Raw genomic sequence first — 14,509 nt, forward strand, 5'->3', positions numbered from 1 at the left:
GTGCGGCGTCGCTTAGAGTCCAGTACCGTTTTTCGCAAACATTATGTAAAGGCTTCCATTAGATCATAAAACGGTGCCTAACTATTGTCAATATTTTAACATAAGATAACTCTACATATTTCGTAACATGTTTAAATTGCAGGTTGCTTTGTTTAAAATTAAACCTACAATTTATAAGCTTGAACGAAAAAAAGCCGATATACGGCCTTTTTGCAATCGCCTCCCTCATTCGGCGGTATGAATTTGTGAAAAATCTTCATTCTAACCGTTGAGCAAACATCTAATAAATTCCTTTCGTAAATATTTCAACAAATGTTTACAGACTCGTCAGTTATCACTGCCTTCATTCGCGGGAAAAGCGGAGCACATACAGTACGACGGCGAATTCTCCCGCCAAGCCGAGCGATTGCGCCAGCGCGCCGACAGATCCGCCCCAACCGGGCACCTTCCATACGAGCAGCAGCAGAGCCAGCAGCGTTACCAGCACATTGGCCGCCTGCGACCACACCATGCAGCGGGTTTGCCCCTTGAGCATCACGATGCCGTTGCAGTAATCGAGCCACGGGAATACCAGATTCATGATCATAAAAAAGCGCAGCGCACGCAAGCTTTCGCTCATCAGCTCCGTCCCCGCCCTCACTCCCATCACTTGCTCCAAAAACCAAGGGCCTGCCGGCGTGTAGGCAAGCACGGAAATCAATAAAGCCGGGCATAAATTCATCATCCAAGCGAATTGATACACTCTGCGCGCATTGACATTATAGAAGTTAAGCACAATCTGATGCATATAGGAGAAGAAGCTCTGCATCAAGTGCGCGAGATTGACCGCAATCGCGAACGAAGCGATCGCCAGCTCCATCCTTCCCGTTTTTCCGAGAAAGGCGTTAATCGCAGGGTCGATGAGCACGGCAAGAAAGGAAGAGTACATCAACGGGCGGTAAAACCGGAAGATAGGCCCCTTATCCGCGATCGGATGGCCTTCCAGCTTCTCGGGAATGACGCGCTTCAGCAGCGACCTTCCTTCCAACACGCTGATGAGGCACTCGATCGCCATGCCGAGCAGAAAAATCCACGCGCCTACCGCTCCGCTGCTTACTTTGTCCGTGGCTACAAAGTAAGCGGCCGCCATAAACATGCCGATAAGCCGAATTCCCATCCCGATCGTAAGCCATTTCGTGCGCAGATTATAAATAATAATGCCGTGAAACAAACAGCGCACGCCGGAGAAGATGATGACGATATTGAGCAGCCGGAATATATCGACAATCTCATGCACTTGCTCCGCCGCCGCCCCGAACCCATGCAGAAACACCCAGGGCCCGAGCGGAGTATAGCCGATCGCCGAGCCGATGATAAAGCTGCACAGCAGCAAATAAACGGCGATGGACGACATCGCGCGAAACGAAACCCGGTCCCGCACCAGCGCGGAGCATGTCTGTCGCAGCAGAATGGCCGGCCGTTCGATCACGTCCATTAGACTCATCGCGATCGTGTAGCTGGCGATGAGCAGCTCGGGATGCGCGGAGCGGGCCAATGTCCCGTTAATAATGACATGCGAAATCATGACCAGGCTTGCCGACGCGCCGAGCGGTACGAAGAAGGCCAGCAGCTTGCGAAACGGCAGCGGCTGAAGCTGATGTATCTTAAGACCCGCCTGAGGCGGCGCTTTACTTATTTCCATACATAAGACTTCCTTTCTAGAAGCGTGGTGAAAAAAGAGCGGAGAGGCCAATTGAATCTGGAAAAGCGCCAGCGGTCGCCTTTGTAGACGGATTTTCCCCGCGTGAGGGGTTAACAATGAAAGAAATCCGGCTGCAACAGCGAGCGGAAACCTCTATCGACCGCAGGCCACGACGAAATCACCACCCTGCTAGAAGAGGGTCGGAAAAGCCGCGGCTCCGTAATCGCAGTTCGGCTGGTTACTCTTACCCTATATTCCATAGCCTCCTGCCCGAGTCCTTCTCCGCCACGGACAAATCCGTTCAACCAAAAATAAGCCCGGCATATCTTATAGATACACCGGACTTATTGGCTCTATGATGGAATGCTCATCATCAATTAGGAAGAGAACTGGAAGTACTCGTCCGCGTTGTTGTACGAAATATTGCGAACCATGTCGCCGAGCAGCTCCAGGTCGTTCGGAGCTTCGCCGTTCTCCACCCATTCGCCGATCAGATTGCATACGATGCGGCGGAAATATTCATGTCTCGTATACGACAGGAAGCTGCGGGAGTCGGTCAGCATGCCGACGAAGCGGCTGAACAACCCGAGGTTCGAGAGAGCCTTCATTTGTTCGATCATGCCGTCCTTCGTATCGAGGAACCACCAAGCGGAGCCGAGCTGAATTTTGCCCGGAATGCCGCCGCCTTGGAAGCTGCCGATAATCGTGCCGAGCACATAATGATCCTTCGGATTGAGCGAGTACAGAATGGTCTTAGGCAGCGAATCGTCGCCGTCGAGAGCGTCCAGCAGTCTGGCCAGCGGGGAAGCGAGCGAGCTGTCGTTGATCGAATCGTATCCCGTATCCGGGCCGAGCTTGCCGAACATCCGGCTGTTGTTGTTGCGCGCCGCGTTGATATGGAACTGCATCGCCCAGCCCAGTTCGGCGTACAGCTTGCCGAGGAATACGAGCGTATACGTTTTATACTGCTTTTCTTCTTCAAGGCTGACGGCTTCGCCTTTCAGCGCCTTGGCGAAAATCGCTGCCGCCTGCTCCTTGGTCGTTTCCGCATAAGCGACGTAATCCAGCGCATGGTCGGATACGCGTCCGCCTACGGAGTGGAAGAAGCGCACTCTGGATTCCAAAGCCGCCAGCAGTTGATCGTAGCTGCCGATAGCTTGTCCGGCAACCTCGCCCAGCTTCGCTACCCAAGGCAGGAACGTCGCGCGATTGATCTCAAGGCCTTTGTCCGGACGGAACGAAGGCAGCACAAGAACGTCGAAATCTTTGATTTCTTTAATTTTAATATGATATTCCAGCGAATCCGTAGGATCGTCCGTCGTACATACGACTTTGACATTGGACTTTTTGATCAGGTCTCTCGCGCCGAAGCCTTCGCCGCTTAATTGAGCGTTCACTTTTTCCCAAATGACAGGAGCGTTTTTCTCGTTGATCAGATCGTAAATGCCAAAGAAGCGCTGCAGCTCAAGATGGGACCAATGGTACAGCGGGTTGCCGATCGTTTGCGGAACGGTTTTGGCCCAGGCCAAGAAACGGTCGTAGTCGCTTGCTCCTTCGCCGCCGGTAACGAATTGCTCCTCGACGCCGTTCGCTCTCATCGCTCTCCATTTGTAGTGATCGCCGTACAGCCACGCTTCCGTAACGTTCTTGAACGTTTTGTTCTCATAAATTTCCTGCGGGCTCAAATGGCAGTGATAATCGATGATCGGCATATCCTTGGCGTAATCGTGGTACAGGCGGACGGCTGTTTCATTGGACAACAGGAAGTTTTCGTCAAGAAATGGTTTCATGGGACATCCTCAATCCTCTCTTGTGGAAATAGTTCGAATCAATGCCTAAGCCGAAACATGCTATGCACGCTCCGGCTTGAAATGGGCGGTTTACTTGCCGAGCAAGTCCAGATGCTTGCCGATATGGGAAATCAGCGATTGCTCGAACGCTTCTTCCTGATCGCTCAAGGTGCTGTAGAACTCGTCCTTAAACAAGGATTTGCCTTCCGCATCCTTCGCTTGCAGCAGGATACCGTAAGTAATATGGATCAATTGGCGCGCATTGTCCTCGTTCATATAAGTATCGGCCAGATCGGCATCGGCCACTTGATCGAGCGGCGCGATTTTGCTCAAATCGGTTGTTACATGGTAGTAAGCCGTAGCTTCTTCGAAGTGCTCCAATGCGTGCTGGTGCATTCTGCGGTACAGGCCCGGATTCACTTTGGCTACCGTTCTTACCGCTTCGAGCCAGTTCGTGCCGGCCGTTTTCACGTGGAAGCGGCCTTTGGTATGTTTGCCGATGATCGGGAACACGCTGAATTTGTCGCTGCCCGAGTGAATGCTCAGCTTGTAGCCGAAGTCGTCGGCGATGCCGGCATGAATGATCAGCTCTTTCTCGAATTGTTCGATGTCGCCGATGTAGTCGATGCCTTTTTGGAATTCGCCGATAAAGCGCGGCGCCATGCTGTAAATCGTAAGTCCGCGGGCATACAATTCCTTAGCTACAAGGAAATGCGATTCCGGCGCGGTCGGCGTGGCCGTCTCGTCGATCGAAATCTCGAAGTCGATTTCGCGGTCGGCGGTTTTAATGTATTTGTTGTAGATATGCTCCATGAAATCGATGGCAGGTCCGTAGATCAGCACGTTTTTGGCCAACGTTTCTTGGTCGAACGTTACGGAAGTTCCCGCAATCGTGAATTCCTGATTCAAATAACGGGATTCGTAATGCTTGCGCACGTCTTCGGGCAGCGCGGCGTATTTGGCCGCTTGCTCTGCGGCGGACAGCCCTTCGATCGAATTGTCGATATATTCGGAGCAATCCAGCGTCAGCATCGTGAAGCCGAGGCCGAGCGCGAGCTCGATGTCCGCTTCTACCTTCAAGTGGTCGCCGTCGGCGCCGAAGCCGTCCTTGTAGCCTTCCTGGAAAGCGGCGAAGCAAGCGGCGTCGACGACTTGCTTGTAATCGCGTCCCGTCAAATTCAGCTCGCGGATACTTTGCTGAGCCAGAATCGGACGCACGTTTCTGCCGCGAACCGTCTTAATATGGCCCGGCGAAGCGATGCCGAGACGGTCGCCGAGACCGATCGTCGCGATTTGCGTACCGAATGCGCGAGGCACGGTGTAGTCGAAATATTTATTAATAACCAAACGGTTTTCATGAGTCAACGGGCAAGCTTTCACTCCGCCTTCTACGCTGCCTTGCAGCTCGTCGAACAGCGGGCCTTCGCCTACGGCCAAAATGTACTTCGTTTGGTTGTCCTTAATCATAACCAGCTTCACATTGCCGGATTCCGACAATGAATGCGGATACACTTTGATACCTTCAGAAGCGCTGATATTGCTAACGTTGCCCTCTTTCACTGCTTGGGCGATCGTCTGATACTTGCTCATGAAAAAAGCCTCCTTGATTAATGTGATACTCCGATCATAACGCAAAATCATACCATTATCTTCGCCAATTTTGCCTATTTTCCACAAACCTATGCATATCTTGCTATGAAAAAGTATCATTCTCTGCTACAATGAGAGAAATCTTTAAATCGGGAAGTGATCGAGCCATATGAGCGAAACGGTATCCCTCACCTACGGTGCGGAAGAAGGCGATTTCTATATACAGCACATCAAGCGAACCGAGCCTTTCGAAAGAACAAACCATTACCACGGCACCTACGAGATTTATTATTTACTGTCCGGCCAGCGCAACTATTTTATTAAAGACCGATCCTATATGATCGCGCCGGGCGACCTCGTCTTCATCAACAAGCATGACGTTCATAAGACATCCGATGTCGGCCAGCCGGGCCATGAGCGCATCGTCATTAATTTCAGCGATTCGTTCATCGGCACCGATCATCCGTTCTATCATCCTTCGCTGTTCGGCGTATTTCAGCAGCCTGCCCATGTGCTCAGTCTGAATTTGCAGGATCAGATTTTCGTGCAGACGATCATGAACAAGCTGACCAAGGAGCTCAACGAGAAGCAGAACGGATTCGAAACCTACATTAAACTGCTGCTCGTCGAGCTGCTGCTGTTCTCAAGCCGTTACGCCGAACGTTACGAATCGGTTCCCTTCGAGCACGCCAGCCCGCTGCACAAAAAAATATCGGAGATCGTCCAACACATTAACAGCCATTACCAAGAGCCGATGACGTTGTCGGGAATCTCCGAGATGTTTTATATGAGTCCTTATTACATGAGCCGCGCGTTCAAAGAAATTACCGGCTTTACGTTTATCGAATACGTCAACATGACCCGGATTCGCGAGGCGCAGAAGCTGCTGCGGGAGTCGAACCGCAAAATCATCGACATCGCCGACAGCGTCGGCTTCGAGAATATCGCCCATTTCGGGCGCATGTTCAAAAAGCTGACCAAGCTGACCCCGCACGAATATCGCAAGCATCAGCAGTAATGCCTGCCCGCTCGCCTCGCTGACGCGACGAACGGGAGCATCGGCTAAGGAGACGCAAGCGCTGCCTGCCGCGAGCTTCCGATGCTTCTGGAGAGTCGCGCTGCAATGACGTCGACGGCGCAAGTCGAAAACGTCTTCCGCTTGCTCGCTCGGCGGGGATTCCCCTCGTTACTCGGGTACACGAGGCGGAAGCTTCTCCCCGCGCAAACGGAACCTTGGCGAAAATCCTTCTTACGCCCGCTCGTCCGGCTCCTTCAACCCGGGCATACGCGCCTCCAGTCTGGTAATCAGCTCTCCGTAAATATCCCGCAGCTCGCCGATCGTTATAAGCTCCGGCGTATTCGCTTTCTCTTCAGGGGAATGCTGCCGCAAAACTGCGTCCATCCCGTCATAATTGAATTTCAAATCTTTGTACGTTTGCTCCAGCTTCTCCAAAATAACTCCGATCAATGCTACGTACTGCTCCAAGCTTCATTCCACCTTCTCTTTTTGGCGCGGCGCCCCCCGACGCTATTAGGACGCATCCTTTTCCACGATATCGACGGACTGGATCGTCACTGCTTCCACGGGAGCGCTCTCTTCGCCCGTCTGCTTCTGCTTGCCGACCGGCGTGGCCGCAATCGCCCGCACCGTATCCATTCCGTCCGTAACCCGGCCGAAAATCGTATAATTCGGCATTTGATTCAAATAATCGCTGTCCGGTCCCGTACAGATGAAAAATTGGCTGCCGTTCGTATCCGGACCGGAATTGGCCATCGCAACGACTCCCGGCTCATAGCGGAACGGAGAATTCAGTTCGTCCTTGAATTTGTATCCCGGACCGCCGGCTCCCGTACCTGTCGGGTCGCCGGTTTGAATCATGAACGATTGAACGATCCGATGAAACGTCACATCGTTATAGTAGCCTTCGCGCGACAGAAAAACAAAGTTATTGACGGTCACCGGAGCCTCATGCGGGAACAGTTCGATCGTAAAGTCGCCTTTGTTCGTGTGAACCGTCGCCTCGTATGTTTTCGTCTCATCGATAGTCATCTCCGGAGGCTGCGCGTAAATCTTACTGACAGCCGGAGCTTCCTCAACCGCCTCTGTTCCATCTTCCCCTGCCGAGCCGTTAGACTGGCTTGACGAATTGCCCGCGCCTGCCGGGCTCTCAATCCCGTATCCCTCTCCTTGCTCTACTGCGCCGCCATCCACGCTGGCATAATGGATAAGTCCTGCCACGATCAGTAGCGCCATTAAGAAACCTTGTCCCACCTGAATTCTCCTCTCAAGCTCTTAAGAGCGTATCCTATCAATTCCATCTTAAATCTCCCTTCCAATCATTTCAAGACTTATGCCGCCGATCGATCCGAGAGCTAAACGGCAAAAAAGCGCAAGGCTGCCGTAACTCGCGCAGCCCTGCGCTATGAATGATCGAGTAATAATTAGTCGAACGACACCAAATTGGCCACCTGCACCGGAAGACCCGTGCGAAGCGACTGGTTGCCCGCAATGCCGGTAAGGATCGACATCGCTCCGTCCACATGCGAAGCCGCGCGGTTGAAGCGGTCCGGAGCTTTCACGCCGAACAAATCGTTCAGGAGCACCGGATCGCCGCCGCCGTGGCCGCCCTTCGTTTCCTCAACCTTAACGTCATACGGCGCGTCGAACATCGGGAATACGGTAATTTTCTTCCCTTTCACCGCTCCTTCGAGCGCTTGCTCGCCGCCGGAATTGACATAGGAAGACTCCACGACGTTCATTTCGATGCGGCCTTTGCTGCCGTTGAAGCAGACGCGGAATCCTTCCCAAGGCGCATAAGCGTACAGCGAGTAAGTCAGAATCGCATTGTTGCGATATTTGACCATGACGCCCATCGTGTCCTCGATATTGATGCCGTCGCCGAAGACGCTTTGGTCGCGGAAGTAGCCGTCTTCTTTTTCCGCATCGAGATACATCGATTTGAGGTTCTCATTTTCCTCCAAATGCAGCGCGAACGGATCGTTCTTGGCATACTCGCTGCCGTAAGCGCGGGAATAAAACTCGGTGACGCCGCGCTTCTCGGCGTTTTCGCGTCCGTAGAACATCAGATCGCCCAAGGCGAATACCGTCTTCGGCTGCGTGCCGAGCCAGAAATTGACCAGATCGAAGTGATGCGTCGATTTGTGCACGAGCAAGCCGCCGCTGTTGCGCTTGTCGCGATGCCAACGGCGGAAGTAGTCCGCGCCGTGCTTCGTGTTCAGCAGCCATTCGAAGTGAACCGAGTGAACGTCGCCGATGGCTCCGTCCATAATCAGCTCGCGGATTTTCGTATTGTGCGGAGAATAGCGATAGTTGAACGTGACGCGTACGTTGCGGCCTGTCCGTTTGATCGCATCGAGAATTTCCTGGCATTTCACCTCGTCGACCGTCATCGGTTTCTCCGTAATGACGTCGCAGCCAAGCTCCATAGCGCGGATAATGTACGTATGATGCGTGCGGTCCACCGTCGTTACGATCACGATATCCGGCTTCTGCTCCTCGATCATCCGGTCGAAATCGCTAGATTTATAAGTAGGAAGCGGTCCAACGCCGAACGGCTCCAGTTTTTGGTTGGCTACATTCATCCGGGTTTGGTTAATATCGCAGAAAGCGACCAATTCGGATGTTTCTTTATAATCGCGGGCGATGGAAGTGTAGAAGAAGCTCGCTCTTCCTCCCGTGCCTACGAGTGCATAACGTTTACGTGACATCTATATTTCCTCCCTTGTCTGTGTTATTGTGAGTATAGCGCAATAAATATACGAAAACAGCACGAAAATTGCTTACATTTTATTTTTTCAACATATTTTGCACATTCTATCATTCCGCTTCTATCGGACTCTTAAGGAGGTCGCCAGAATATGAAACCGCTGCCGCCCCAAGGCACGCTGCCGGAGAAGGGCTTTTCCTTCTCCGAAAAAGACGGCTTTCATCTGCACCATTCGATACGCACCGATACGTTCAACATGAAACAAAATCATTCCCATGATTCGTACGAAATTTATTATATGCGCGCGGGCGAGCGATTTTATTTCATTAAAGAACGGTCATATCATGTGAAAAAAGGCGATCTGGTGCTGATTCAGCCTAATGTGCTGCATAAAACGATGGAAGCCGGCTCCCCGCAGCATGAGCGGATATTAATCAATTTCCGCGATTCGTTCGTGGAACCGGTTCAGTCGATGCTGCCCGGGCTGCTGAACGTATTCGAGGAAGGGCCGGTGCTTCACCCGGATGCGCGCGAGCTGATCGCGGTCGAAGCGGTTATGGAGAAGATGCTCCGCGAGCAAAAACAACAGGAGAGCGGCACCGAAGGCTATATGAAGCTGCTTCTGGGCGAGCTGCTGCTCATGATTCAGCGGCATATCGAGCAGTCGGACAGCCGCAGCAAAGTATCCGATCATCCGACCACGCTGCACCGCAAAGTATCGGATATCGTGAAATATATTAACGAGCATTTCCGCGAACCGATGTCGCTGAAAGGACTGTCCGCACATTTTCATATCAGCCCGTATTACTTGTGCCGCATCTATAAAGAAGTAACCGGGTTCGGCGTCATCGAGTACGTGAACAGCCTGCGCGTGCAGGAGGCTCAGCAGCTGCTCAAATCGTCGCGCATGTCGGTCACCGACATTACGGAGAAGGTCGGCTTCGACAGCAGCACCCATTTCGGCCGCATCTTCAAATCGGTATGTGGAATGTCGCCGCTGCAGTACCGCAAGTGGGCCGGCAAGTAGCTGGTTCGCTTTGAAAACGGATAGAAAATAGGAGTCGAACCGTTTCTACTTTTAACGGACATGAGGGAGCTAAAGTCGTCGCAAACGGATGCTTTTTAAACGTAACGGACGTCATAGCGCTTACATAGCTCCGAATTGCTTTCTAAGGCGGCATTGTCAACAAATAGCTGCATCTGTGTCCGTTAGAAATCCAAAATGGCCGATAGGGTAGATATAACGGCCGCTGTGTCCGTTGCGAGTGTACTGCGTTAGTGCTCGCCTTTGCAGACGGATTTTCTCTTAAAAAATCGGCGACAACCATTCAAAATTACAACAGCGATTGTAAGATCAAATGGCATCGCAGCGGACTGTTCCATCACCTTTTTAGAGGGTCCGTTGAAAAAACAGCCATCGTCAAGTGAAGGCAATCCGGAGAAGCGCAGCGTTCACTTTTGCCCCCGGATTTCAAGCCTATCAAGGTGACGAAGTCATCCCCTTCTCTGCGGGAGGGCTCCGCAAAAAGCGCAGCGGGATGCCCACGGCGCACGGAAGCGGAACAAATCCCCCAAAAGTGACGCGATGCTCTGAAGCTTATTCCGTCCGCATCCAGCTGCAGTTCCGGTCTTGCTTCGCTCTATTCGGCAAGCGGCCGTCGCCGCTTCCATTCGTTCGACGCCGCTACATCAGATATTCCGGGTTCAGCTGCTCCAGCTCCGCAATGACGAAGCGTCCATCCTTACGGATCAGCTTGTCGTCGAAGTACAGTTCTCCGCCTCCGAACTCAGGCCGCTGGATGAGCACCATATCCCAGTGAACGGAAGAACGGTTGCCGTTATCCGCTTCCTCATAAGCGTTGCCCGGGGTGAAATGAATGCTGCCGTCGATTTTTTCATCGAACAATATATCTTTCATCGGATATTTGATGTACGGATTCACGCCGATCGCGAATTCGCCTATGTATCTTGCGCCGTCGTCGGTATCGAGAATTTCGTTCAGCTTCTTCGTATTGTTGCTTGTCGCTTCAATAATTTTGCCGTTTTCGAACCGCAGCACCACATTCTCGAACGACGTTCCCTGATAAATCGTAGGGGTATTGTAGGACAATACGCCGTTAACGGATGTTTTCACCGGTGCGGTAAACACTTCGCCGTCGGGGATATTATTTTTGCCTGCACAAGGAATCGCCGGAATATCTTTGATGGAGAAGGTTAAATCCGTGCCGGGAGAGACGAGGCGCACCTTATCGGTACGGTTCATCAGGCTGACGAGCGCTTCCATAGCGCCGCCCATTTTGCTGTAATCGAGATTGCACACCTGAAAGTAAAAATCTTCGAACGCTTCGGTGCTCGTATTGGCAAGCTGAGCCATCGAAGGATTCGGGTAACGCATCACGCACCATTTGGTATGATTGACGCGCTGATCGGTCACCGGCCGCTGGTACTCGGTTACGTAAAGCTTCATCTACGCTTCCGGCACGTCCGACGTTTCCGTAATATTGCTGCCGCTGCGCATGCCGATATAAGCCTGCATCCGCTTCATCCGCTCAAGCTCCAGCTCCTTCAGCATTTGGAACTGCTCCTTCGTGCCGTGCAGCATCAAGCTGCGGGTAACGGCGGGATCGCGCAGCTCGATATGCGGATGCCCTCCGGCCGCATGCACTTCCTCAATGAGACATTTGGTCAATTCTTGATCGGGCAGGCCGATCATTTCCAGTAAAATATGCTCGCCGGGCTGAAGATTTACGGAATAGCGGATCAAATTATGCGCAAACACCTTTAATCTCGGATCTCTCATCGGTCCATCACTCCTTATTATTAGAAAAAACGCTGCACCTCGCAGGGCCGCCGCTTCCATCCTGTAACACCTGTCTGCATAACAAATGTAACCAATTTCACGTAAAACTTCAAACCCCGCTCACGCCCCGGCGAACGAACATACCGAAAAGAGACGGGCGTCTGTCAAGGTCCCGTCTCTCTCGCCTGCTCCTGCTTAAAACGCCGGCACAACCGCGCCGTTATATTTGCTGTTAATGAATGTTCTTACTTCCTCGGAGTTCAAAGCTTTGGCCAGCTTCTGGATCGCATCGGAATCTTTGTTATCGGGGCGGGCGACCAAGATGTTCACGTAAGGCGAATTGCTGTCTTCGATAAACAGCGCGTCCTTGGTCGGCGTCAGCTTCGCTTCAAGCGCATAGTTGGTGTTGATCAGCGCCAAGTCGACTTCGCCCAGCACCCGCGGCAGCATCGCGGCTTCCAGCTCCTTGATGTTCAGCTTTTTCGGATTGTCGACGATATCTTTCACCGTACCGTTGACGCCTACGCCGTCTTTCAGCTTGATCAGCTTGTTTTTCTCCAGCAAAGCGAGCGCCCGGCCTCCGTTGGACGGATCGTTCGGAATGGCGACGGTGGCGCCGTCCTTCAGCTCGTCGATTTTTTTAATCTTCTGGGAATAGCCGCCGAAAGGCTCGATGTGCACGCCGGTTACTTTCACCAGGTTGAAGCCTTTGTCTTTGTTTTGCTGCTCCAGATAAGGCGTATGCTGGAAAAAGTTCGCGTCCAGCTGCTTCTCGGCCACCTGCACGTTAGGCTGCACATAATCGGTAAATTCCTTAATTTCCAGATTGATTCCCTGTTCCTTCAATTTCGCCTTCACCGAATTCAAAATTTCCGCGTGCGGCACGGCTGTCGCTCCGACCTTCAGCGTGACTTCCTTCGCCGCCCCGCCCGCTGCCGCGCCGTTTGCAGAAGACTCGGCGGGAACCGCCGGCTTCGAGCCGCAAGCTGCCATCGTCAAAGCAAGCACAACGGATAATACAGATACCATTGCTTTTTTCATAAGTATGTTCCCTCCGCCAATCCATGTATTTGTTTATATAAGAAACACGTCTATAGAAGGACGCCCTTCTATTTCCGCTGATAACTCCGTACGAGTCGGTCTCCAAGCATTTGCAGCACTTGAACGAGCACGACCAAAATAACGACGGTCACGATCATCACGTTCGTCTGAAACCGCTGATAGCCGTAACGAATCGCCAAATCCCCCAGCCCTCCGCCCCCGATGACTCCGGACATAGCGGTATAGGAAACCAGCGTAACGGCCGTAATCGTAATCGCTGCAATGAGCCCCGGCCTCGCTTCCCGCAAAAGCACCTTCCCTACAATCTGATTGTAAGTAGCCCCCATCGACTGGGCCGCTTCAATGACGCCGCGGTCCACTTCTCTAAGCGAAGTCTCCACTAATCGGGCAAAGAACGGCGCCGCCCCGATGACCAGCGGAGGAATCGCGCCGGGCACGCCGATCGAGGTGCCGACCAGCAGCTTCGTAAACGGAATGATCACAATCATCAAAATGACGAACGGAACCGAGCGAAGCACGTTCACTACGAAAGATAAGATACCGTATAATGCCTTCTGCTGCAGCAGCTGCCCGCCCGAGGTCAAAAATAATAATATGCCCAGCGGCAATCCGATAAGCACGGTAAAAAACGTCGAAGCGCCCAGCATCGTCAAAGTATCGAGGCAAGCCCGGCCAATCTCCTGCCAATCCAAATCCCAAAAAGACGGCTTATCCAACGGTCAGCACCTCCACATCAAGCCCTTGATCCCGCAGCGCCGTCAAAGTCCTGTCCGCTTCTTCGCCGGCGGCGTGAAGCTCCACGATCAATTGGCCGTAAGGCGTATCCTTCAAGCGGGAGATCGTCCCTTGCAATATCGCAAACGGCACATTCATTTCTTTCATCGTTTCATAGAGCACGGGTTCGTAAGTTTGCTTGCCGATGAACGTAATTTTCACCTGCGTCCGCTTCCCTCTTTCCTTGTCGATGAGTCCGGCATAAGCTTCGGAACCGTCCGACGCTTGCGCGACAAAGTCTTTGGTCGTGCGGTGCTGAGGCTTCAAAAAGACGCTGGCGACGTCCCCCGATTCGACAATCGTTCCGCCGTCCAGCACGGCCACCCGATCGCATATGGCGCGTATCACCTGCATCTCGTGGGTAATAAGCACGATCGTAATATGAAGTTTGTGGTTAATTTCCAGCAGCAGCGCAAGAATCGATTGCGTCGTTTGCGGGTCCAGCGCCGATGTCGCTTCATCGCATAACAATACCTTCGGATTCGTCGCCAGCGCACGCGCTATGCCTACCCGCTGCTTTTGGCCCCCGGACAATTGAGCGGGATGCTTATCGGCATGATCTTCCAGCCCGACAAGCCCGATCAGCTCCTTCACGCGCCGCTCCGTCTCCGCCTTCGGCTGCTTGGACAAGCGCAGCGGAAAAGCGATATTGTCATGCACCGATAACGACGACAGCAGATTGAAATGTTGAAAAATCATTCCGATCGAGCGCCGCCGCTCCTGAAGCCGATGATGAGGCAACGACGTAATGTCCGTTCCGTCCACCATAACTTGACCCGATGTCGGCCGCTCAAGCAAATTGATCGTGCGGATCAGCGTGCTTTTCCCGGCTCCCGAATGCCCGATAATGCCGAAAATTTCCGCTTTGCGCACCGTCAGATCGATATCCTTCAATGCTTGAACAACCCCTGCGCCGGAGCCGTACGTTTTATTAATTTGCCGTAACTCAATCATCGCTTTCACCTTCTTTCCGTTTCACGAGGCCCCCAAAGTGCATCCATCCTATTTATGTGAACTAAGGCGGCCGCCCCTTTCCTTAACGACAAAAAAACCCTGAACGCAAGCGAACAGAGTTGGTCTTCAT

At 52.6% G+C, this 14,509-nt stretch carries 11 protein-coding genes and 1 pseudogene; 2 read left to right on the plus strand and 10 right to left on the minus strand.

The features are described 5' to 3' along the window. Positions 1 to 343: 343 nt before the first annotated feature. From N0M98_RS00605 to N0M98_RS00615, 3 genes are all read right to left on the minus strand, one after another. A complete protein-coding gene (locus tag N0M98_RS00605; RefSeq protein WP_259616642.1) occupies positions 344 to 1,681 on the minus strand; it encodes a multi antimicrobial extrusion protein MatE in 1,338 nt (445 codons plus the stop codon). A gap of 377 nt (positions 1,682 to 2,058) precedes the next feature. Then, positions 2,059 to 3,471 (minus strand): glucuronate isomerase, encoded by a 1,413-nt coding sequence (uxaC, locus tag N0M98_RS00610; protein WP_259616643.1) that lies wholly within the window; start codon positions 3,469 to 3,471, stop codon positions 2,059 to 2,061. Positions 3,472 to 3,561: 90 nt separating this feature from the next. Further along, positions 3,562 to 5,061: a tagaturonate epimerase family protein gene (locus N0M98_RS00615; protein ID WP_249862354.1), complete on the minus strand. Its 1,500-nt coding sequence runs from the start codon at positions 5,059 to 5,061 to the stop codon at positions 3,562 to 3,564. A gap of 169 nt (positions 5,062 to 5,230) precedes the next feature. Here N0M98_RS00615 and N0M98_RS00620 point away from each other — a divergent pair, with 169 nt between their 5' ends. Next, positions 5,231 to 6,079, plus strand: a complete 849-nt coding sequence (locus N0M98_RS00620) for a helix-turn-helix domain-containing protein (protein ID WP_249862353.1) — start codon at positions 5,231 to 5,233, stop codon at positions 6,077 to 6,079. A 231-nt stretch (positions 6,080 to 6,310) separates the two neighbouring features. Here the strand turns inward: N0M98_RS00620 and N0M98_RS00625 are convergent, their stop codons facing one another. From N0M98_RS00625 to N0M98_RS00635, 3 genes are all read right to left on the minus strand, one after another. Then, complete coding sequence (locus tag N0M98_RS00625) at positions 6,311 to 6,547, minus strand: hypothetical protein (protein WP_249862352.1); 237 nt, start codon at positions 6,545 to 6,547, stop codon at positions 6,311 to 6,313. A gap of 45 nt (positions 6,548 to 6,592) precedes the next feature. Further along, positions 6,593 to 7,333 carry a peptidylprolyl isomerase gene (locus N0M98_RS00630; RefSeq protein WP_259616644.1) on the minus strand — a complete coding sequence of 247 codons (741 nt, stop codon included), beginning with the start codon at positions 7,331 to 7,333 and terminating at the stop codon, positions 6,593 to 6,595. 170 nt (positions 7,334 to 7,503) lie between these two features. Continuing rightward, positions 7,504 to 8,790, minus strand: a complete 1,287-nt coding sequence (locus N0M98_RS00635) for a Gfo/Idh/MocA family protein (RefSeq protein ID WP_249862350.1) — start codon at positions 8,788 to 8,790, stop codon at positions 7,504 to 7,506. A 150-nt stretch (positions 8,791 to 8,940) separates the two neighbouring features. Between N0M98_RS00635 and N0M98_RS00640 the strand changes: the two genes are divergently transcribed. Beyond that, the gene (locus N0M98_RS00640) at positions 8,941 to 9,816 is read left to right on the plus strand and encodes an AraC family transcriptional regulator (protein WP_259616645.1); all 876 of its coding nucleotides are present in this window, start codon (positions 8,941 to 8,943) and stop codon (positions 9,814 to 9,816) included. Positions 9,817 to 10,473: 657 nt separating this feature from the next. Here the strand turns inward: N0M98_RS00640 and N0M98_RS00645 are convergent. The 4 genes and pseudogenes from N0M98_RS00645 to N0M98_RS00660 form a co-directional block, all read right to left on the minus strand. Beyond that, positions 10,474 to 11,589, minus strand: a pseudogene (locus tag N0M98_RS00645) (aminopeptidase). A 195-nt stretch (positions 11,590 to 11,784) separates the two neighbouring features. After that, positions 11,785 to 12,630 (minus strand): MetQ/NlpA family ABC transporter substrate-binding protein, encoded by an 846-nt coding sequence (locus tag N0M98_RS00650; protein ID WP_259616646.1) that lies wholly within the window; start codon positions 12,628 to 12,630, stop codon positions 11,785 to 11,787. Positions 12,631 to 12,698: 68 nt separating this feature from the next. After that, entirely contained in the window at positions 12,699 to 13,367 is a 669-nt protein-coding gene (locus N0M98_RS00655) for a methionine ABC transporter permease (protein ID WP_259616647.1), read from the minus strand. After that, positions 13,360 to 14,379 carry a methionine ABC transporter ATP-binding protein gene (locus N0M98_RS00660; protein WP_259616648.1) on the minus strand — a complete coding sequence of 340 codons (1,020 nt, stop codon included), beginning with the start codon at positions 14,377 to 14,379 and terminating at the stop codon, positions 13,360 to 13,362. The genes N0M98_RS00655 and N0M98_RS00660 overlap by 8 nt, the downstream gene beginning before the upstream one ends. Positions 14,380 to 14,509 lie beyond the last annotated feature (130 nt).

Source organism: Paenibacillus doosanensis (assembly GCF_025060755.1).
GTDB lineage: Bacteria > Bacillota > Bacilli > Paenibacillales > NBRC-103111 > Paenibacillus_S > Paenibacillus_S doosanensis.